The sequence below is a fragment of the Halomonas sp. EF61 genome (genome assembly GCF_040147045.1).
Lineage (GTDB): Bacteria > Pseudomonadota > Gammaproteobacteria > Pseudomonadales > Halomonadaceae > Halomonas > Halomonas litopenaei.
Genome location: NZ_JAMSHM010000001.1, coordinates 1,872,657 through 1,891,902 on the forward strand (window position 1 = coordinate 1,872,657; position 19,246 = coordinate 1,891,902).

At 66.1% G+C, this 19,246-nt stretch carries 19 protein-coding genes; 10 read left to right on the forward strand and 9 right to left on the reverse strand.

The genetic code is table 11. The features are described 5' to 3' along the window. Nucleotides 1–6: 6 nt before the first annotated feature. From NFI08_RS08280 to dctP, 4 genes are all read right to left on the reverse strand, one after another. Nucleotides 7–966, reverse strand: a complete 960-nt coding sequence (locus tag NFI08_RS08280; RefSeq protein WP_045991385.1) for an alpha/beta hydrolase family protein — start codon at nt 964–966, stop codon at nt 7–9. A gap of 196 nt (nt 967–1,162) precedes the next feature. Beyond that, nucleotides 1,163–2,491 (reverse strand): TRAP transporter large permease, encoded by a 1,329-nt coding sequence (locus NFI08_RS08285; protein WP_045991386.1) that lies wholly within the window; start codon nt 2,489–2,491, stop codon nt 1,163–1,165. Continuing rightward, a complete protein-coding gene (locus tag NFI08_RS08290; RefSeq protein ID WP_045991387.1) occupies nt 2,488–3,000 on the reverse strand; it encodes a TRAP transporter small permease subunit in 513 nt (170 codons plus the stop codon). The genes NFI08_RS08285 and NFI08_RS08290 overlap by 4 nt, the downstream gene beginning before the upstream one ends. 86 nt (nt 3,001–3,086) lie before the next feature. Continuing rightward, entirely contained in the window at nt 3,087–4,193 is a 1,107-nt protein-coding gene (gene dctP / locus NFI08_RS08295; protein ID WP_045991388.1) for a TRAP transporter substrate-binding protein DctP, read from the reverse strand. A 374-nt stretch (nt 4,194–4,567) separates the two neighbouring features. On the opposite strand from dctP, the gene NFI08_RS08300 reads away from it, so the two are divergent. From NFI08_RS08300 to NFI08_RS08310, 3 genes are read left to right on the forward strand one after another with little or no spacing between them, the layout of a single operon-like run. Beyond that, complete coding sequence (locus NFI08_RS08300; protein ID WP_349588548.1) at nt 4,568–7,033, forward strand: GNAT family N-acetyltransferase; 2,466 nt, start codon at nt 4,568–4,570, stop codon at nt 7,031–7,033. A gap of 34 nt (nt 7,034–7,067) precedes the next feature. Continuing rightward, nucleotides 7,068–8,534, forward strand: a complete 1,467-nt coding sequence (locus tag NFI08_RS08305) for an aminoacyl-histidine dipeptidase (RefSeq protein ID WP_287163381.1) — start codon at nt 7,068–7,070, stop codon at nt 8,532–8,534. Between the two features lie 12 nt (nt 8,535–8,546). After that, nucleotides 8,547–9,989, forward strand: a complete 1,443-nt coding sequence (locus tag NFI08_RS08310; RefSeq protein WP_108448437.1) for a DNA recombination protein RmuC — start codon at nt 8,547–8,549, stop codon at nt 9,987–9,989. A gap of 78 nt (nt 9,990–10,067) precedes the next feature. Here the strand turns inward: NFI08_RS08310 and NFI08_RS08315 are convergent, their stop codons facing one another. Both NFI08_RS08315 and NFI08_RS08320 read right to left on the reverse strand, forming a co-directional pair. Next, entirely contained in the window at nt 10,068–10,541 is a 474-nt protein-coding gene (locus NFI08_RS08315; RefSeq protein ID WP_108131144.1) for a Dps family protein, read from the reverse strand. Nucleotides 10,542–10,723: 182 nt separating this feature from the next. Next, the gene (locus NFI08_RS08320) at nt 10,724–11,860 is read right to left on the reverse strand and encodes a glycerate kinase (RefSeq protein WP_349588553.1); all 1,137 of its coding nucleotides are present in this window, start codon (nt 11,858–11,860) and stop codon (nt 10,724–10,726) included. 212 nt (nt 11,861–12,072) lie between these two features. Between NFI08_RS08320 and NFI08_RS08325 the strand changes: the two genes are divergently transcribed. From NFI08_RS08325 to NFI08_RS08340, 4 genes are read left to right on the forward strand one after another with little or no spacing between them, the layout of a single operon-like run. Further along, entirely contained in the window at nt 12,073–12,606 is a 534-nt protein-coding gene (locus tag NFI08_RS08325) for a hypothetical protein (protein WP_108195008.1), read from the forward strand. Nucleotides 12,607–12,623: 17 nt separating this feature from the next. Further along, nucleotides 12,624–13,001 (forward strand): hypothetical protein, encoded by a 378-nt coding sequence (locus NFI08_RS08330; RefSeq protein ID WP_315900718.1) that lies wholly within the window; start codon nt 12,624–12,626, stop codon nt 12,999–13,001. A 12-nt stretch (nt 13,002–13,013) separates the two neighbouring features. Next, nucleotides 13,014–13,601 (forward strand): DUF1007 family protein, encoded by a 588-nt coding sequence (locus tag NFI08_RS08335; RefSeq protein WP_349588558.1) that lies wholly within the window; start codon nt 13,014–13,016, stop codon nt 13,599–13,601. Further along, nucleotides 13,595–14,629 (forward strand): nickel/cobalt transporter, encoded by a 1,035-nt coding sequence (locus NFI08_RS08340; RefSeq protein ID WP_349588561.1) that lies wholly within the window; start codon nt 13,595–13,597, stop codon nt 14,627–14,629. The genes NFI08_RS08335 and NFI08_RS08340 overlap by 7 nt, the downstream gene beginning before the upstream one ends. Nucleotides 14,630–14,737: 108 nt before the next feature. On the opposite strand, the gene NFI08_RS08345 is transcribed toward NFI08_RS08340, so the two are convergent. Continuing rightward, entirely contained in the window at nt 14,738–15,163 is a 426-nt protein-coding gene (locus NFI08_RS08345; protein ID WP_045991397.1) for an HIT family protein, read from the reverse strand. Between the two features lie 91 nt (nt 15,164–15,254). Here NFI08_RS08345 and NFI08_RS08350 point away from each other — a divergent pair, with 91 nt between their 5' ends. The 3 genes from NFI08_RS08350 (at nt 15,255) to NFI08_RS08360 (ending at nt 17,107) form a co-directional block, all read left to right on the forward strand. Then, complete coding sequence (locus NFI08_RS08350) at nt 15,255–16,001, forward strand: sulfite exporter TauE/SafE family protein (protein WP_124804986.1); 747 nt, start codon at nt 15,255–15,257, stop codon at nt 15,999–16,001. A gap of 303 nt (nt 16,002–16,304) precedes the next feature. Further along, a complete protein-coding gene (locus NFI08_RS08355) occupies nt 16,305–16,436 on the forward strand; it encodes an entericidin A/B family lipoprotein (RefSeq protein WP_045991399.1) in 132 nt (43 codons plus the stop codon). A 356-nt stretch (nt 16,437–16,792) separates the two neighbouring features. Then, nucleotides 16,793–17,107 carry an I78 family peptidase inhibitor gene (locus NFI08_RS08360; protein WP_045991400.1) on the forward strand — a complete coding sequence of 105 codons (315 nt, stop codon included), beginning with the start codon at nt 16,793–16,795 and terminating at the stop codon, nt 17,105–17,107. A gap of 120 nt (nt 17,108–17,227) precedes the next feature. Here the strand turns inward: NFI08_RS08360 and NFI08_RS08365 are convergent, their stop codons facing one another. Together NFI08_RS08365 and NFI08_RS08370 are read right to left on the reverse strand one after the other, a co-directional pair. Continuing rightward, complete coding sequence (locus NFI08_RS08365) at nt 17,228–17,731, reverse strand: acyl-CoA thioesterase (RefSeq protein ID WP_045991401.1); 504 nt, start codon at nt 17,729–17,731, stop codon at nt 17,228–17,230. 168 nt (nt 17,732–17,899) lie between these two features. Continuing rightward, complete coding sequence (locus NFI08_RS08370) at nt 17,900–19,207, reverse strand: short-chain fatty acid transporter (RefSeq protein WP_045991402.1); 1,308 nt, start codon at nt 19,205–19,207, stop codon at nt 17,900–17,902. Nucleotides 19,208–19,246: the final 39 nt, after the last annotated feature.

The window sequence follows — 19,246 nt, forward strand, 5'->3', positions numbered from 1 at the left end:
CGCTGTCTAGCCGCCGGCTCCCTGAACGCTGGCCCCATGGGGGCCAGCCTCGTCGGCGATGGTGGTCCAGGGCTCGACTGACGCGCTATCCATCTTCGTCGACGGGGCCTGTTCCACCAGCCAGGAGGAGATCAGCGGCCACAGGGTGTCACGGTGGCGGCGGCGAAATCCTTCCAGGTGCCCTAGTACACCACTGCCCATGACCCTGGGAGACAGCTGCAGGCGCTTGATCGAAGCGCCGGTGAAGTAACCGGCCAGCAGATCGATGCTGTCGCTGCTGGCGTAGGGGTCGTCGTCGAGCCCCACCACCAGCAGAGGTAACGTCACGCGGGCGAATCGCACTTCGGCGTTGAGTTCCGGGTCGTCGAAGAAGTAGCGCGGCAGGCTGGTCCAGCGGCTGCACTGGCGGGCCACCCCCTCCGGCACGTCCTCACTGATACCAAGCCGTCGGCAGGGCACATAGCCATTGATCCGGGACAGCATGGGAAACACCAGCTTGAACAGCATCCAGGCGCGCAGCCGCAGCCAGGGTGATGAGATGAAGCGCAGACAGCTGGCATTGCAGGCGATCAGCACCGCGCCGCTCAAGTGTCGACTGGCGTCGCCCAGGCCGATGGCATGGCCACCGAAGCTGTGACCGATGGCAAGCAGCGGCAAGTCCGGCCAGTGCTGGCGAGCCCACTGGGTCACGCTGTCGGCGTCTAGCTCGGCCCAGTCCTGCATGCGCACCCCCAGTTTCTCGAGATGCTCCGGTCGCGACCGCCCGATGCCGCGGTAGTCGTAGCTCAGCACGTGGAAGCCTTGCTCGGCCAGGAATAGTGCGAAGGCCTGATAAAGGCGTTGTGACACCGCCGAAGCGGAGTGAATGATCACCACCCCACGTAGCGGCTGTGTGGCCTCGAAGTGGCTGGCGCCGAGCGGATAGGCATCGGAGGCGGAGAGGGTGAAGCGGGTCACGTTGGCCATGATGCTGCCCTTGCACAGAGTGTCTAAGAACTCTTAATACGATGCAGGAACGGCGTCGAGGCTTTACCCAATCAGGAGCGCGAGGGGGTGAAAAGTCGAAGAATATGCCGGAAACGCACTGTCAAAATCGTCGTTCTAAACGAGTAGCCCCCGCGAAGCGGGGGCTGTGTGGTTGTGCTGGAGGCTACCCTGAGGGTCAGTAGCCCAGCAGCATCGAGGGCAGGCCTGTGACCAGGGCGGGGAAGTAGGACATCAGCACGCAGGCAATCAATATCAGCGCGCAGAACGGGATCACCGCCTTGTACAGGTCGAGGGTCTCGACCTCCGGTGGCGCCACGCCCTTCAGGTAGAACAGCGCATAGCCGAAGGGCGGGGTCAGGAAGGAGGTCTGCAATACCACCGCCACCATCACCACGAACCACAGCATGTCGACGCCCATGGTCTCGATGATCGGCAGCATGATCGGGAAGCTCAGCAGCACGATGCCGGTCCAGTCGAGGAACATGCCCAGCACGAATACCAGCAGGAACATCAGGATCAGTGCGCCGGTGGTGCCACCGGGCATCGCCAGCACCAGTTCGCTGATCACGTCCATGCCGCCGCCGATGGAGAACACCCCGGTGAAGGCGGTCGCCCCCACCAGCACGAACATCACCATGGTGGTGGTCTTGCCGGCCTCGATGAAGGTGTTGTAGCAGGTCGACAGCTTGCGATCACCGAAGATCAGGAACAGCAGGAAGGCCAGGGTCACGCCGATGGCCGAGGCCTCGGTGGCCGTGGCGATACCGGTGAACAGGGCGCCCAGCACCCCGAGGATCAGGCTCATCGGTGGCAGTACGTACTTGCACAAGCGGATCACCAGCTCCCCGGTGCTGGTCTCGGCACGCTCCTCGGCGCCTACAGGAGGGCCGAAGTCGGGCTTGATCAGGCAGATCACCAGCACGTAGAGCGCGTACATCGAGCCCAGCAGCAGACCCGGCACCAGGGCGCCGGCGAACAGCGCGCCCACCGACACCGGCGAGTAGCTGGCCATCAGGATCAGCATGATGCTTGGCGGAATCAGGATGCCGAGACAGCCGCTGGCCATGATGACGCCGGCGGACAGGCCCTTGTTGTAGCCGTACTTGAGCATCGGTGCCAGGGCGATCAGGCCCATCACCGCGATGGAGGCGCCGACGATGCCGGTGGTGGCCGCCAGCAGCACCGAGACGATGACCACGGTCAGCGCCAGGCCGCCGCGCACGCGTCCGAGCAACAGGCGCATGCTCTCGAACATCTTCTCGGTGACGCCCGAGTCGTTGAGAAAGCGCGCCATCAGAATAAACAGCGGGATCGCCACCAGGACATAATTGTCCATGGCGCGCCCATAGATGTTGTTGATGATGATGCCGAGCACCTGGGGACCGGGGCCGAACCAGGCGCCGAGTACCGCGACACCGCCCAGCACGAAGGCCAGCGGGTGGCCCATGAACAGCCCCAGCATCAGGCCTGCAAACATGAAGATGGTCAGAAGTTCAGCGCTCATTTGGCTTCCTCCACGCCCTGGCCTGTCAGCTCATTGATGGCGCGAATGACGATGGCGATGGCCTGCAAGAGGATCAGCACGCTGGCGATGACCAGCACGGCCTTCACCGGATAGACCGGGATCGAGACGATGCCGTAGGTGGACTCGGCGCGGCTCCAGGAGCGCTCGAAGAAGCGCCAGCTATAGGTAATGAACATGATGATGAAGGGGGTGAAGAACAGCAGGTAGCCGAGCAGGTCGATCAGTGCGCGACCGCGCCGGGACAGCAGCTGCTTCACGATGTCCACCTCCACATGGGCGTGATGGCGCAGCCCGTAGGCGGCCATCAGCATGAAATGGGTACCGAACAGCATGGTGGTGACGTCGAAGGCCCAGTCGCTGGGGCGTCCGATAAAGAAGCGCATCGCGATGTCGTAGACCACCACGAGGGTGATGATCGCGATCAGCGGAGCGATCAAACGGCCGAACCACTCGTTCAAGCAGTCGATGGCCTTGGCAATGGCGTTCATGGTGGGGTTCTCGTCGAAGTCCAACGATGACCGGCGGCCTCGCGCAGAGAGCCGCCGGCCGGTAGTGACAGAAACGTGCCTGGTTGTTACTCGAGGCAGGCTTCGATCTCGTCAAGCGACGGCAGGTTGTCGGTGACGCGGCTCATGTTGTAGGGCACCGAGACGTCACGCCACTGGGCGTAGTCCTGCATGTAGCTGATCATCGACTGGTAGACCTTGCCGAGCATCGGGTCCTCGCAGGAACCCTGCACGATCACCTGGTTGGTGACCTCCTGGATCTGGGCCAGGTCTTCCTCGGACAGCTGGTTGATGGTGGTGCCGTCCTCGAGGAACTTGGCGGTACCCTCGGTGGACTGCTTCTCGGACCAGGCCAGCGACCAGGCCATGGTGGCCTCGGAGGCGATCTTCAGCTTCTCCTGGGTCTCCTCGGACAGAGCGTCCCAGGCGTCCTTGTTGATCATCACGCCGAACACGCTGGCAGACTGGTGCCAGCCCGGCGTCATCCAGTAGTCGGCGACCTCGGAGAAGCCGGCCTTGTAGTCGACACCGGGGGTCGAGAACTCGGCGCCGTCGACCACACCACGCTCGATGGCCTGGTAGATCTCGCCGCCGGCCAGGGTGACCTGGGAACCACCAAGCTGCTCGAGCACCCGGCCCTGGTCACGCCCGGACAGACGCAGACGCTTGCCTTCGATGTCGGCGAGAGACGCGATCGGAGTGCCGCCGCGGAAGCCGGACTCGTTGTTGGTGATACCGTAGGGCAGGTAGACCAGGTTGTACTGGCCGTAGATCTCCTGGTAGAGCTCGAAGCCGCCCCACTGGGTGATCCAGTTCAGGTAGTCCATGCCGTTGAACAGGCTGGGGGTGGCTGCCAGCGGCGAGAACGCCGGGCTGCGGCCGGCCCAGTAGCCCGGCCAGTCGCCGGCGGCCTGGATGCTGCCGGTCTCGGTGGCGTCGAAGACCTCGGTGCCGGGCATCAGGGTGCCGCCGGCGTAGAACTCGATCTGGATCTCGTCCCCGGCCAGCTGGTTGACCAGTTCGGCCCAGTGCTTGTCGATCTGGATCAGGTCGAGGTTTTCCGGCCAGGTGGTGGTCATGGTCCACTTTTCCTGGGCCATGGCGCCACTCGACAGGGCGGCCAGGGCGATGCCGGCAGCCATGCTGGTCAGGGTAAACTTGGTCATTTGCTTCATGCAGGTGCTCCCCGTGGGTTGTTGTGTTCTGTGCAAAGGAGGCGATCGCTGCCTCACCGAAATTGCGTCTGGCACCCTGGGCCATTGTCTTGGGTTCGGTGCCTGGGGGTAGTGGCGTTCCAGCGTGGGGTTGGCCCACGATGGCGCCTCGGCTTCATCAAGCTAGCACGGTCTTCAAGAGATGATCGATGCGACCCATGTCGATGAAACGGCACACTTTTTTGGCGACTGCACAGTCGATAGCGTGAGAAAAAGTTTCGACAATTCAGCAAAATGAATAAGTTAGAGCGACATCTATGCTGCGCTGCCGTAGTCGGCTCGATCGTTTAATCGGCGCAGCCTTTAGACCAAAGTTGATTTATCAGGGAGCCTTAATGTCCCACTTTTTGACCCGACAGGACCTCGCGCGGCTCGCTGCCTTTCGACAGCAACTGCGAGGGCGGCGCTTTCGCGGCTTGCTGTGGGTGAGCGAGGCTCCTGACCGGGCGCGGGGCGTTGCCCACGAGTGCCTGGCCCAAGGCGGATGGTCGGCGCCGCTGTGGGTCGGGGAAACGTCGATCGACAAGTCTGCTGACAGTGCCGGCACCGGGGCCCATGACAGTGCCGGCAACGGGGCCCCTGACAGGGCCGGCACCGGGGCCCGTGCCAGGGCCGGCAACGGGGCCCATGACAGGGCCGGCAACCCCCCGCCGTCGCTTGAGCGCCTTCCCGCCGCCAAGGCGCGTACCCGGCTCGGCGGCGAGCACGACCTGGTGGTGTTCGACGCCGCCTCGCCAGGCACTGGCCTCGATCCTGACGCCCTGGGGGCGGTGGCCGGCACCCTGGTGGCGGGAGGCCTGCTGGTGCTGTTGACCGCCGACGACGGTGGCCGCCGACCCGACGACGACTACCGCCGCCTGGCGGCTCACCCTTGGCGGCCGGAACAGCTCACGAGCCGTTATCTAGAGCGCTGCCATCGGCTGCTGGCGGGTTTTCCCGGGATGCTGCGCTGGCGGCAGGGGGAGGGCCTGACGGCAACGCCCGATGATGGCCAGGAAAGCCCTTTTGCCGATGGCTCATGTTCAGACAACCCTTGTCCAGACAGCCCGTGTCTAGACAGCGCCGACCCGGATTGCCTGAGCCCCGACCAGGCCGAGGTGGTACGTCGGCTGACGCGGCTCAGGCGTCGCCGCCCGTTGGTGATCACCGCCGACCGTGGTCGCGGCAAGTCGGCGGCGCTGGGCATCGCCTGCGCCCGCTTGCTGGTCAAGGCCGAGCAGCAGCGCCAGGCGCCGCTGGATATCCTGGTGACCGCGCCACGGGCGTCCTCGGTGGCGCCGGTATTCGAGCGCCTGGCGGCGCTGCTGCCCGAGGGACAGGGCGACGAAAGGGGCTTCGAGGCGCCCGGGGGGCGGGTGCGTTTTATCGCCCCTGACGCTCTGACGGACGCCGTCGCCCGGGGGGAAGCCGGCGGCCCCGGCTCGCTGCTGCTGGTGGACGAGGCGGCGGCGATTCCGGCGGCGCTGCTGGGCGAGTGGCTGGCGGCATTTCCGCGGCTTGCCTTCGCCACCACGGTGCACGGCTACGAGGGCTCGGGGCGAGGCTTTGCGTTGCGCTTTCGTCGTCATCTGGAGGCGCAGACGCCCCAGTGGCAGGACATCGCGCTCAGGACGCCGATACGCTGGGCCGATGGAGACCCCCTTGAGCGGGCCATCGACGCGCTGCTGTGCCTGGATGCAGAACTTCCCACAGTGCCGAAGGGGGCGAGGGTGAGTGCGCCTTGTCCTGGTCAAAAGTTGGCCGAGCTGCCCTGTACCACGCTCGATCGCGAGGTCCTGGCCCGGGACGAAGCCTCCCTGAGAGCCATCTTCGGCCTGCTGGTCCAGGCTCACTACCGCACCACCCCGGCGGACCTGCGGGTGCTGCTTGACGCACCGGCGACCCGCATCTCGATCCTTGGTACACCACGTGCGCCGCTGGCGGTGTGCGTGTACGTCGATGAGGGCGGCTTCGATGCCGATCTGGCCGAGCGAGTGCTGCTGGGACGGCGACGCCCGCGTGGTCACCTGATGGCCCAGTCGCTGGCGGCCCACGCTGGTGAAGCAGCGGCGCTGAAGGCACCCAGCGCCCGCATCACCCGGATTGCCGTACACCCCGACTGGCGCCGCCTGGGGTGCGGGGCGAGGCTAATCCAGGAGGCGGCATGCCAGGCCGAACAGGCCGGCAAGGCGCTGCTGGGGGCGAGCTTCGGCGCCGATCCGGAGCTGCTGGCGTTCTGGCAGGCGCAGGGCTTTCGTCCGGTGCGCCTGGGACTGACCCGGGAGGCCGCCACCGGCGAGCATGCGGTGATGGTGGCGCTGGCCCTGGGGGAGCACAACCGGGACCTGATCGAGCGGCTGTCGCGGCGCTTTGAGCGGCAGTTGCCGGGGCTGCTGGCCTTCGAACTGACACGCCTGTCGCCACCTTTGGTGCTGGCGTTGCTGGCGAGCGTCGAGGACTGCTTCTCGCTCGACGCCGAAGACCGCTTTTCGCTCGACGCCGATGACCGTCGTGAGCTCCAGGACCTGGCCAGGGGCCAGCGCGAGCCGGCGCTGGCGCGTCCGGCCATCCAGGCCCTGGTTCGCCGGCTGGCGTCGCTGTCACTGTCGCCGCCCATGTCGTCGTCCATGTCCAAGGCTGACGATGACCACGACAGTCTGGCCTGGCTCGCAGCGTGGGCGTTTCAGGGACGTTCGGAAAGTTCCCTGGCGCAGGGGCTATCGCTGCGCGGCAAGGCACAGGTCAAGCAATGGTTGCGGGACGCCGTGGGCCGAGCCCTGGCACTGCTGGAGGCCCTTTCCAAGGCCCCGGGGCGAGGGTAGAGTGCCAACATTCGCAAAGGCAGACATAGACATCATGAACGAACATCTCGATAGCCTCGCTCCGACCGCCGTATGGCGTCACTTCCGTACCCTGTGCAACACGCCGCGCCCCTCGGGCCACGAGGCGGCTCTGGTCGAGATCCTTGAAGCCTGGGCAGACGAGCACGGCATCGCCCACGACCGTGACGCCTACGGCAACCTGCGTCTGTCCAAGCCAGCGAGCCCCGGGCGCGAAGGGGCACCGGGGGTGATCCTCCAGGGCCATCTGGACATGGTGGCCCAGGCCAACGCCGACAAGCCCCACGACTTCACCCGGGATCCCATCGTCACGCGGGTCGAGGATGGCTGGCTCAAGGCCGACCAGACCACCCTGGGCGCCGACAATGGCCTGGGGGTGGCGGCGGCGCTGGCGATCCTCGGCGATGATGAGCTCGTCCATGGTCCGCTGGAGGCGATCTTCACCCTGGAGGAAGAGACCTCCATGGGCGGTGCGCTGAATCTGGCCGAAGGCTGGCTGGAGGGCAGCCTGTTGCTCAACCTGGACTCCGAGGACCGTGGCCAGGTCTACATCGGTTGTGCCGGTGGCGCCGACGTGGTGGTCGAGGCCCAGTTGCCGGTGGAGTCGGTGGGCGAGGATGAAGAAGCGCTGACGCTGAGCCTCAAGGGACTGCGTGGTGGCCACTCCGGGATCGATATCGACAAGGGGCTGGGCAACGCCAATCGCCTGCTGGTGCGGGTGCTGCGCGCCCTCGACAGCTGCGAGGTGCGCCTGGTCGACTACCGTGGCGGCACCCTGAGAAACGCCATCCCCCGCGAGGCCGAGGCGGTGGTGATGGTGCCTCGGGACGAGATCGACGCGCTGCGCTCGCGCATCGAGCGCCTCGAGGCCGATATGCGCCGAGAGCTGTCCGGCGTCGACGAGGGCCTGCGGCTGACCCTGGAGCCCTGCGCCACGCCGCGAGAGGAAGCGCTGACCCGCCACGCCAGCCGCCTGCTGGTGGCGGCGCTGCATGCCGCGCCCTGCGGTGTCGAGCGCATGAGCGTCGAGGTGCCAGGCGTAGTCGAGACCTCCAACAACCTGGGCGTGGTCAGCCTCGAGAACGGCCGCTTTCACCTGTGCGCCCTGGTGCGTTCACTGCGCGACAGCGCCACCATGGATCTGGCCGAGCGCTTCACCGCGCTGTTCGAGCTGATCGGTGCCCGTACCCGGGTCGAGAACGGCTACCCCGGCTGGACGCCTCAGCCCGACAGCGACCTGCTCAAGCGCTTCTGTGAGCTGCATCGTCAGCGCCTGGCGGTGGACCCGGAGATCAAGGTCATCCACGCCGGGCTCGAGTGCGGGATTCTCGGCGGCAAGTACCCCGAGCTTCAGATGATTTCCTTCGGCCCCCTGATTCGCGGCGCCCACTCGCCGGACGAGCGCGTCGAGATCGCTTCGGTGGAGGAATTCTACGGCCTGCTCAAGGCGCTGATCGGCGACCTGGCCGAGGGCACCCGCTGATATGAGGCTGAGATGAGTCCGGCTCTCGAGTCACTGTTCGCCCAGCCCCTGGCGCCGGCTCTTGCCGGCGTCTCGCTGCTGGCGATTGCGTTGCTGGCGCTGGCCTGGCGAGGGCATCGACAGGGGCAGCGGCGTGAACAGGCCCTGGCAGCAGAGCTCGAGACGACCAAGGCTCAGCTCGAGCAGCGGCGCGAGGCCGCACGCCAGCTCGAGCAGGAGCTGGCCATCAGCGATGCCCAGCTCGACGCCAGCCGAGAGCAGCTCGAGACCCAGCGGGGCGAGCTCGGCGCCGCCCGTCAGCAGCTCGCCGATGTGCGTGAGCACAATGCCCGCCTGGAGACCGAGCGCGAGCAGATGGCGGCGCGTCATCGCGAGCAGATGGCGCTGGTGGAATCCTCCCGGGAGCAGCTCAAGCAGGAATTTCATCGGCTCGCAGGCCAGGTCTTCGACGAGCGCCAGCAGGCCTACCAGACCCAGAGCCGCGAGGGACTCGAGTCGCTGCTCAAGCCGTTTCGCGAGCAGGTGGACCAGTTCCGCCAACGGGTCGAGGACCTGACCGGACAGCACAGCCGCGAGGCGGTATCGCTCAAGGCCCAGATCGAGCAGCTGGCGGGTCTCAACGCCCGCCTCGGCGAGGAGGCGGCGGGGCTTGCCCGGGCGCTCAAGGGCGACCAGAAGGCCCAGGGCGGCTGGGGCGAGTTGATGCTGGAGACCGTGCTGGAACGCAGCGGCCTGCGGCGCGACATCGAGTACCGTCGCGAGGTGTCGATGAACGGCGAGCAGGGACGCCAGCGTCCCGACGCCATCATCTACCTGCCCGAGGATCGCCACCTGATCGTCGACGCCAAGGTCTCCCTGACCGCCTGGACCCGGGTGGTCAACGCCGACGACGAGACCGAGCGCGAAAGCGCCATGAGCGCCCACCTGACCTCGCTGCGCAGCCATATCCGCGGACTCGCCGCCAAGGACTACCCGGCCCTGCCGGGGCTGCATTCGCCGGACTTCGTGTTCCTGTTTGTACCGGTGGAACCGGCCTTCGCCGCGGCCTTCGAGCGTGATCCCTCGCTGTTCCAGGAAGCCTTCGACCGCCAGGTGGTGGTGGTCACCCCGACCACCCTGCTGGCCAGTCTGCGTACCGTGGCGGGGCTCTGGAGCATGGAGCGCCAGAACGAGAACGCCCGGGTCATCGTGTCACGGGCAGAGCGCCTGCTGGCCAAGTTCTCGGGGTTCGTCGACAGCCTCGACGACGTCGGCAAGCACCTGGAGCGCGCCAGCGCCAGTCATCACCAGGCGATGAACCGGCTGTCCCAGGGCCAGGGCAGCCTGGTCGCTCAGGCGCTCGAGCTCGAACGCCTCGGCGCGCGTATGAAAAAGCCGCTGCCGGAGGAGCTCAAAAGGGCGGCTCAGTCGCCGGCGACGCTGGGCAACGATGGTCAGGCCGTCGACGACGCCTGAAGGGACCGCCGTAAACGACGACGCCCCGCTCAAGCCGAGCGGGGCGTCTTCCTTTGCACTGCGTGGGTCGCCAGGGGGTCAGCCCAGGTAGGCGCCCAGCATCCACACGGTCTTTTCCTGCTCGCGGATGTAGTCTCCGACCTGGGAGGCGGTGCCTTCATCGTCGGCGTCGGAGGCAACGGACAGGATCTCGCGCTGCAGTTCGATCAGCCGCTGGTAGCCTTCCAGCACGCCGCGCACGCAGGCTTCGCCGTCATGCACGTCCTTGGCCTCGGTGATGCGCGACAGCGAGATATAGTCGCTGTAGGCGTGAACCGGCTTGTGTCCGAGGGTCAGGATGCGCTCGGCGACCTCGTCCACCTTGGCCAGCAGGTCGGTGTAGAATTCCTCGAATTTTTCGTGGAGTTCGAAGAAGTTCGAGCCCTTCACGTTCCAGTGATAGCCACGAACGTTCATGTAGAAGATCTGGTAGTTGGCCAGGAGCTCGTTGAGCTTTTCGGCCAGATCGCTGGCGCTGCCTGAATGCAGGCCGATGGCGTTAGTGTCGCTCATGCAATACCTCCTTGATCGCTGTGTTCCAGTCTATCCCTAAGGGAGGGCGTTGGAGAGTGAATCTCTTCCATCGCCACGATAGCGTCCATTGATGACGCCTGCCTATGACGTAGGGATGACATAGGGACGACGAAGGCCGCTTTCAAGGGCAGCCCTGTCACCTTGGTAGGCCGAGCCTCCCTTCAACGGCCGATGGCCTGGAGCGTGCGAATCAGGTTCTCGCTGCGATCGGCGAGCAGCTCGGCGCAGCGTTCCAGCGCCTCGTCCAGTGCCATCGGGCCGTCGGCCAGGGCGAAGGCGGCGCTGACGCCCTCGTCCAGCGCCGCCTGCCAGCCTGGCGCCATACGACCGGCCAGCACGATCACTGGCACCCCCTTTGCGCGGGCCGCCCGCGAAATGCCGATCGGGGTCTTGCCCGACAGGCTCTGGCCATCGAGCTGACCCTCGCCGGTGATCACCAGATCCGCTCGTGCCAGGCGTTCGTCCATGCCGGCCTGTTCCATGATCATCTCGATACCTGGGCGAAGCTCGCCGCCAAGGAAGGCAGCGACGGCAAAGCCCATGCCCCCGGCCGCGCCAGTGCCGGGGGCGTCGCGCAGGTCCTCGCCGAGGCACTCGGCAGCCTTGTCGGCCCAGTGCGCCAGGGCGGCGTCCAGGCGCGCTACATCGGCTTCGCTGGCACCCTTCTGGGGACCGAAGACCGCGCTGGCGCCGCGCTCGCCCAGCAGCGGATTGTCCACGTCCACCGCCGCCTCCACCCTGACATCGGCCAGGCGCGAATCGAGCCCCGACAGATCCACCCGTGCCAGTCCCTCGAGTCCCGCCCCGGTGGGGGGAATCGGCTGGTCGTCGGCGTCGAGCAGGCGTGCACCCAGGGCCACCAGCATGCCGGCGCCCCCGTCGTTGGTGGCGCTGCCGCCCAGGGTAATCAACAGGCGTTCGGCGCCAGCGTCCAGGGCGGCCAGGATCAGCTCGCCGACACCGTGGGTGGTGCTGTCCAGCGCGGTGCGCTCTGACGGGCCCAGCGCCTGCAGGCCGCTGGCCTCGGCCAGCTCGATATAGCCGGTGCGGGACTCTGGGTGCCAACCCCAGGCGGCCTCGGCGGGGCGCCCCAAGGCGTCCTGTACCCTGACGCTGCGTTTTTCGGCCCCGGTGGCGCCGAGCAGGGCGTCGAGGCTGCCCTCGCCACCATCGGCCATGGGGCACTCGTCGATGGTGATGTCCGGGTCGGCGCGGCGGGCCCCCTCGGCCATGGCGCGGGCGGCGTCGCTGGCGGCCAGGGCATCCTTGTAGCTGTCGGGGCAGATCAACAGGTTCATGGTCGGTCCTCTGGTGAAAAGGTGGGCGCACGCCTGAGGGGCGACAGGCGGATCGCCGCTGGACCCGAGGTTCGGCTGGGCGAGCGTTTGCCCGTGGCTCGGGACAGCGTAGACTCTTGACAGTATTTCACGCCCCTGGCTGGGAGGTCCTGATGCAAATGTACAAAAATTTGCCCGATAGAGGCCGCAACATTTGGGCGAAATGCTCATCAGTGGCGGTGCTGGGCCTGTTGCCCTGGCTAAGCGCCTGTCAGAGCACGCCTCAGCAGATGCCGGTGGCGGAACCCGCTCCCTCGTCCGGGTGTCAATGGCCGGTGGTAGCCGGCTCGGTATCCCTGGCCGATGTGGTCACGGTGCTGGAAGGCCGCGACTTCCTGGTGCGTGATACCGATACCGCACTCGGGGTGGTCAGCGCCGAGAAGACCGAGCGCACCACCTACCATAACGCCGACGCCGTGCGCCCACGCCTGGGCGGCTTCGTGCTGGGTGGCAGCGGTGGCCACGTCGGCGCCGGCGTAGGGGTCGGCTTTGGCTCCTGGGGCTGGGGTACCAACGACGATGCGACCCGGGTCGAGCGGGTCTCGGTGGCGCTGGATGGCCAGGACGTCCGTCTGACGCGGGATATTCGCCTGTTTGACTGGACCGGCCAGCTACGTGAGTCGCGCACCGCCAGTGACGCCGACTTCTGTGCATCGGTGCGTCAGCAACTGGCATCGGTGGCATCCAGCAGCGGGGGTGTGCAATGACGCGAAGGTGGACATCAGTGGAGCGAAAGGCCCCCGGAAAGAGACTGCTGGCGGTGGTGCTGATGGCCGTCTGGCTGTCGGGGTGCGCCAGCTCATCGTCGGTAGCCGAGCCGCCGCGCCAGATGCTGGTCGCGGTAGCGCCCGGGCCGGCCCTGAACGAAACCCTGGCGATGCTGCTTGAGCAGGGCTATGTCATCACCCAGGCCGACGGCGAACTGGGGCGCATCGACGCCTCCCTGGCACGTCCGCCGGGCTATCGCCTCGAGGCGCGGGTCGAGCCTGCCGGCGCCTCCGGTGCCAGCGTCTCGCTGCAAGGCTACCGTGGCGGGCGGCGCCTGCCGCCTGCGGTGGTGGAACCCCTGTTTGTCGAACTACAAGGAAGACTCGCCCGTTGATCTATCTCTCGCGTGCTGTGGCCGGATTTCAGGCCGCTTTGGACTTGCATCGCCGCGCCGTGGCGGCATTTCTTCTGTCTCTCGCGCTGGGCGCCGGCCTGTGGCTGGCGCCTGGATCCCTTCTACAGCCTGGTGCTGCTCGAGGAGGCTCGCGCCGCCGAGGATGGCCAGGACGCCGCGCTGGATCGCCTGGGGGGCGACATGCTGGTCAATCTTGCGCCTCGGGACTTCTTTACCGAGGCCGAGGTCGACGGCAAGGCGCTGGCCTTCGCAGCGGTCAGCGAAGCCACGGTGATGGCCCGTGACGAGCGCGTGGTGCTGCACTTTCGGCTGCCGCTGGCCGAGCCTCAGGACCTTGCCGGCAGTACCCTGGAATATCGCGTCTTCGATCCCTCCTACTACGTCGAGGTGGTGCACGAAGCCGACGACGAGGGGCCTCTGGCCCAGGCGTTGAGCGTGCCGGATGCCTGTCAGGCGTCGATCATCGTCGCCGACCCCGATCCCGAGAAGGTCATGGCGGCGGCCCAGCTCGATGTCGACGATAGCGCCCCCCAGGGGCTCGGTCGCTTCTTTGCCGAGACGGGGCGGGTGTCATGCTGAGCAGGCAACGACCCTGGCTGCAGCTGGCTCTGGCGCTGGGCGTGGTGGCGGTGCTCATCCTGGCGCTCGAGGCCAGCGGAGCGCTGGACGCCCTCGGACACTGGGTCATCGCCATGCAGGCCGACCTGCACCGCCGCTTGACCCAGGCGGTAACGCTGCTCGACCGGACGCCTTCCTCCGACGCCTGGCTGACCTTGATCGGCCTGAGCCTGTTCTACGGTGTCTTCCATGCCGCCGGGCCAGGCCACGGCAAGGCCGTGATCAGCGCCTACCTGGTCTCCCAGGGCGGAGCCTGGCGGCGGGCCCTGGCGCTGTCGGTGGCGGCCGCCCTGCTGCAGGGTGCGGTGGCCATCGTGCTGATCCTGGCGCTGGTGCAGGGGCTTGGCTGGCTGACCCGGGAGGCTCTGGGCAGCGTGGTCTGGGTTGAGCGACTGAGCTTTGCGCTGGTCGCGCTGCTGGGCCTGTGGCTGAGTGCACGGGCGCTTGGACGACTGCTCAAGATCGCGCGATCCTCCTCGGCGGACCCGGCGCCTTCTCATGATGGCCACCATGGCCCTCATGAACCGCACCGCCACCACCAATACCACGGTCACCACGAACACCACGATTGCTGCTCCGGCCATCATCATGTCTCGCCCCACGGGCCGCGTCGGGAGGCCTGGCTTGCGGTGCTGGCGATCGGCGCAAGACCCTGCTCCGGGGCGGTGCTGCTGATGGGGGTGACCAGCCTGCTCGGCCAGCCCTGGATGGGGGTGGCCGCTGTACTGGCGATGTCGCTGGGTACTGCCTTGACGGTATCGACGCTGGGGCTTGCCAGCGTGTTGGCGCGGGACTGGGTCGCCGCCCGTGCCGCACGGACCTCCGCCGCTCGTGGTCGAGTGATGGCGCGGCTGGGTGCGCTGGTGGCGCTGACCGGGGGGCTGTTGATCGCCGGGCTCGGGATCCTGCTGATGTCTCAGGTCGGCGCCAGCGACCCCAGCCTGCCACTGATGTCCCCCGGAGGGCGACCAGGGGGACTGGGAGCCTGAGCCAGGCCGCTTCGACCTGGCTTTCGCGATGGGACCTGGGCTGTAGTCCGCTATCTGGCGGCCCGGGGCCATGCCCGGGGCACTGCCCCGAGCATCACACCGTCTCGTTCAACCCTTGAAGGACAGCCCGCCTGCCAGCGCCAGGATACGGTCCTTGGTGGCGGCAAGGCTGTCCTTGTCGTAGGGCGTCGCCTGGCCCTGACCCCACACCGGGCCCGGCCAGGCGGGGTCGCCCTGGTGGCGAACGATGACGTGGATGTGCAGTTGCGCGACCATATTGCCGAGGCTGGCGATATTGAGCTTGTCGCCGCTGGCATAGGCCTTCAACGCCTTGCCGATGCGGGTGGCCTCTCGCCATAGCTGCTGCTGGTCCTGTTCGGACAGATCGTACACCTCGCTCACCTCGGCGCGGCGCGGGATCAGCACCAGCCAGGGATAGCGGGCGTCGTCCATCAGCCGCAGCTGACACAGTGGCAGTTCGGTGATGGGGTAGCTGTCCGCGACGAGGCGCGGATCGACGACGAAGTCGCTCATGCAAGGCCTCCAGGATGGTGTCCAGCGCCTAGGGTACATCAGAGCGGGTGGGCAGGGTGACAAGGTAGATGATTCGAACAGAGGACGACAGATGACGCCAGTCGAGGGAGTGGCCCTGCTGCTTGCGGGTATCGTGGCAGGTTTTATCAATGTGCTGGCGGCCGGGGGCTCGATGCTGACCCTGCCGCTGTTGATGTTTCTGGGCCTGCCGCCGCAGGTGGCCAACGGTACCAACCGGGTGTCGATCACCCTGCAAAGCGTGTCGGCGGTGGCCAACTTTTTCCGCGCCGGCGCCCGTCATATCCGTCTCAGCCTGCGCCTGTCGGTGCCCGCGGTACTGGGCTCGATGCTGGGGGTGTGGCTGGCGCTCAGGGTCAGCGACGCCCTGTTCGAAACCATTTTGATGGTGGTGATGGTGGCTGCGGCGATCATCATGCTGTTGCCCCAGCCGAAGCTCGACACCCGCCCGCTGACCGTCGAGCGACTGACCCCTGGGGTCTATCTGGCGATGTTTGTCATCGGGCTCTATGGCGGCTTTCTGCAGGTGGGTGTCGGCATCCTGTTCATGATCGTGCTCTATCGCATGCTCAAGATCGATCTTGGCCAGGTCAACGCCTTCAAGGTACTGATCATCCTGGTCTACACCCTGCCGGCGCTGGCCATCTTCCTGTGGCACGACCAGGTGCGCTGGAGCTACGGCCTGGTGCTGGCTGCCGGCAGCATGACCGGGGCCTGGCTGGCGGTGAAGGTCAACATGAGTTCCCGTGGCGCCATGGTGGTCAAGTGGCTGACGGTGGCGGTGATTGCCGTGATCATCCTCAAGTTGGCGCTGTCATAAGCGGCCACGCGGCGGTCATGCTCAAGGTGGCGCTATCGTGAGGGTCTTCGCCGTGATCATCCTCAAGCTGGCGCTATCATAAGCGGCCACGCGATGGTCATGTCCCAGGTGGCGCTGTCGTGAGTGGCTTGGCACTGACGTGAAGGGGCTTCGCAGTTGCCGGACGGCGTCTGGCGTTGTGCCGTGTGGCGGATTACCTCGTCCGAGCGTTGGCTGGGAGGCTAGCGATGGGCGGTGATCGTGCTAGATTGTCAGAGGATGATGTATTTCGCTTACCTGCCTGGCTGCAAGGAGATAGGAACCATGAAAAGGATGCTGTCGTTGATTCTGGTATCAGTATTCACCCTGGCGCTGTTGAACGGCTGCAACACCGTTCGTGGAGTGGGCGAGGATATCGAGAAGGGTGGAGAGGCGATCCAGAAAAGCTCCAGCTAGCCAGAAAGGCTCGGTCTAGCCGGAAACCTTCCCGCTAGACCGAGCCAGGAAACACAGGGGCTGCGAGAAGAACCACGGCGGTGAGTCGCCTCGTCGTCGCTGTTCTCCCCATGGGTGCTCTTTATCGCCGTGCCTCTGCTGACTCGCGCTATCCGTTTCTCCGTCGGAACTTTCCCGCCATTGCTGTCTCCAACAGGTTCCATGTTCGTCGTCCCGACCGCCAGGTCTGTCAGTTGGCAACGAGTTGACCACGGCCTGTCCGTCAGGCGCAGCGCCGTGATAGGTTTTGAGGCGCGCTGCAGCGATACGAGGCTGGCGGGCGCTTGCACAAGGATTTCTGGCACTGGAGGCCATCGATGAAACCACTTCTTCCCCTGCTGCTGGTCGCGGCTCTGGCCGGCTGCTCGTCGTCGTCCGGCGGATCCGGCGAACCGGCACCGCTGCCGCCGGAGCGCGCTCCCATGGCCGAGGCCTGCGACGCCGAGGCGGTGCAGGGCCTGGTCGGCCAGAGCTACGACGCCAGCTTCGATGAACGGCTCAAGGCCGAGAGCGGGGCCAAGACGGTGCGGGTGCTGCGTCCCGGCGGGGTTGCCACCATGGACCTGCGGCTGGATCGCCTCAACGTGCGCCTGGATGATGCCGATGTCATCCGTGAGCTGGCCTGCGGCTGAGCGTCACGCTGCCCGCCCGGCAATCGACAAGGCCGCCCTTCGGGGCGGCCTTGTTGTGTGGACTGGTTGTGTGGACTAGTTGTGTGAAGACCTATCGAGCTGTCGGGCGATGACACACCTTCAGCGCTCGCCCAGTTCCTGGTTCGTTCGCATCTCTTCCTCTTCGGCCTGCTTGCGCAACTTCTTGCGCAACGCGGCTTTTTCGTAGCGCAGCTTGCGGATCGGCGTGTCCAGGGTCAGCGGAGGCACCGAGGCCGGGCGGCCGTCGGGGTCCACCGCCACCATGGTCAGGTAGCAGCTATTGGTGTGGCGAATGACCTTCTGGCGGATGTCCTCCGCCACCACCTTGATGCCGATCTCCATGGAAGAGCGGCCCACATGGTTGACGCTGGCCAGAAAAGTCACCAGCTCGCCCACGTGGATCGGTTGCTTGAAGCGCACCTGGTCCACCGACAGGGTCACCACATAATGGCCCGAATAGCGGCTGGCGCAGGCGTAGGCGACCTCGTCGAGCTTCTTGAGGATGGCGCCACCGTGTACCTTGCCACTGAAATTGGCCATGTCGGGGGTCATCAGTACGGTCATGCTCAATTCGTGCTGACCCGGTAGGCTCTGCTCTGCCATCGAAGTTTCCTCGGAATACGGTGCGCGGGGGGCTGTAGGCGTCTGTCTGGCGCTCCACCACAGCATAACGCCTTGCCCCCCGGCAAGGGGACAAGGCGCTCGTTGAAAGTCAGTTGTCGCCTCGGCTGTACAGGCCGCCAAGCGCCCGGCTGACGCTCCGGGAGGCCTCTACAGCCAGGTCAGGCAGACCGAGATGATGATGCCGGTGACGAACAGCTGGATCAGGCAGAAGCCCATGATGTCCTTGGCCTTTAGCCCGGCGATGCCGAGTACCGGCAGCGCCCAGAAGGGCTGCAGCAGGTTGGTCCAGGCGTCACCCCAGGCCACGGCCATGGCCGCGCGGGGAATATCCACGCCAAGCGCCTGGGCGGCAGGAATGACCACCGGGGCCTGAACCGCCCACTGGCCGCCGCCGGAGGGCACAAACATGTTGACGATGCCTGCGCTGAGGAAGGTCCAGAACGGCAGGCTGGTCTCGGTGGCAAAGGAGATCATCGCCTCGGACATGGTCTCGGCCAGTCCCGACTGGATCATGATGGCCATGATGCCGGCGTAGAAGGGGAACTGGATGACGATGCCGGCGCCACCCTTGATGCCCTCGTGCAGGCTGTTGAGCAGGCTCTGGGGGGTGCGGTGGAGGATGATGGCCAGGAACAGGAACATGAAGTTGACCACGTTCAGGTTCAGACCGCCGCCGCCGACGAAGTAGCTGATTAGATAGATCAGACCCGGTACGCCTACCAGCAGCGCCAGAGTCATGCTGTTCTCGAGGCGCTCGGCCGGGCGGGTGATGCGTACCCGACGGTCCTCGTCATCTCCCAGCAGCGCCGGATCGACGTAGACGCTTTCCTTTTCGCCGGGCAGCATCAGCCGGTTGACCAGCGGCACCGCGATGAAAAGAGCTAGCACGATCAACAGGTTGAAGTAGGAGAAGATCGTCTCGCTGGTGCCGATCACGCCGATCTGCTCCACCGAGAAGTGGCCATCGGTGGCGATGGTCAGCGGCACCGAGCCGGCAAGACCACCGTGCCAGACCACGAAGCCGGAGTAGGCGCTGGCCACCAGCAGGCGATAGTCCACCCGAATGACCCGGGCCAGCTCCTTGGCGAACAGGGCGCCGACCACCAGGCCGAAGCCCCAGTTGATCCAGCTGGCCGCCAGCGACACCAGGGTCACCAGCAGGATGGCGGCGCCGGCATTGTTGGCAAGGCCTGCCAGGCTCTGCAGCAGTCGCTTGACCGGCGGTGAGCTTGCCAGCATGAAGCCAGTGACCAGCACCAGCAGCATCTGCATGGAGAAGCTCAGCAGGTTCCAGAAGCCGTCACCCCAGTAGGTGAGCACGGCCATGGGGGACTGGCGTTCGATGGCGATGGCTGCTGCGGCGGCGATGATCGTCAGCAACAGGACGAAGATGTAGGGATCTGGCAGATAGCGTTCCACCAGTTTCACGGCGGGTCGTGACAATGCTCTCAGCATGGCGTGTATCGCTTCTTCTGGTTGTGAAAGAGGGCCTTC

Excerpts from the sequence above, each read along its gene's own strand:
- NFI08_RS08280 (WP_045991385.1), bottom strand. The coding sequence starts at position 966 with ATGGCCAACGTGACCCGCTTCACCCTCTCCGCCTCCGATGCCTATCCG.
- NFI08_RS08285 (WP_045991386.1), bottom strand. The coding sequence starts at position 2,491 with ATGAGCGCTGAACTTCTGACCATCTTCATGTTTGCAGGCCTGATGCTG.
- NFI08_RS08290 (WP_045991387.1), bottom strand. The coding sequence starts at position 3,000 with ATGAACGCCATTGCCAAGGCCATCGACTGCTTGAACGAGTGGTTCGGC.
- dctP (WP_045991388.1), bottom strand. The coding sequence starts at position 4,193 with ATGAAGCAAATGACCAAGTTTACCCTGACCAGCATGGCTGCCGGCATC.
- NFI08_RS08300 (WP_349588548.1), top strand. The coding sequence starts at position 4,568 with ATGTCCCACTTTTTGACCCGACAGGACCTCGCGCGGCTCGCTGCCTTT.
- NFI08_RS08305 (WP_287163381.1), top strand. The coding sequence starts at position 7,068 with ATGAACGAACATCTCGATAGCCTCGCTCCGACCGCCGTATGGCGTCAC.
- NFI08_RS08310 (WP_108448437.1), top strand. The coding sequence starts at position 8,547 with ATGAGTCCGGCTCTCGAGTCACTGTTCGCCCAGCCCCTGGCGCCGGCT.
- NFI08_RS08315 (WP_108131144.1), bottom strand. The coding sequence starts at position 10,541 with ATGAGCGACACTAACGCCATCGGCCTGCATTCAGGCAGCGCCAGCGAT.
- NFI08_RS08320 (WP_349588553.1), bottom strand. The coding sequence starts at position 11,860 with ATGAACCTGTTGATCTGCCCCGACAGCTACAAGGATGCCCTGGCCGCC.
- NFI08_RS08340 (WP_349588561.1), top strand. The coding sequence starts at position 13,595 with ATGCTGAGCAGGCAACGACCCTGGCTGCAGCTGGCTCTGGCGCTGGGC.
- NFI08_RS08345 (WP_045991397.1), bottom strand. The coding sequence starts at position 15,163 with ATGAGCGACTTCGTCGTCGATCCGCGCCTCGTCGCGGACAGCTACCCC.
- NFI08_RS08350 (WP_124804986.1), top strand. The coding sequence starts at position 15,255 with ATGACGCCAGTCGAGGGAGTGGCCCTGCTGCTTGCGGGTATCGTGGCA.
- NFI08_RS08355 (WP_045991399.1), top strand. The coding sequence starts at position 16,305 with ATGAAAAGGATGCTGTCGTTGATTCTGGTATCAGTATTCACCCTGGCG.
- NFI08_RS08360 (WP_045991400.1), top strand. The coding sequence starts at position 16,793 with ATGAAACCACTTCTTCCCCTGCTGCTGGTCGCGGCTCTGGCCGGCTGC.
- NFI08_RS08365 (WP_045991401.1), bottom strand. The coding sequence starts at position 17,731 with ATGGCAGAGCAGAGCCTACCGGGTCAGCACGAATTGAGCATGACCGTA.
- NFI08_RS08370 (WP_045991402.1), bottom strand. The coding sequence starts at position 19,207 with ATGCTGAGAGCATTGTCACGACCCGCCGTGAAACTGGTGGAACGCTAT.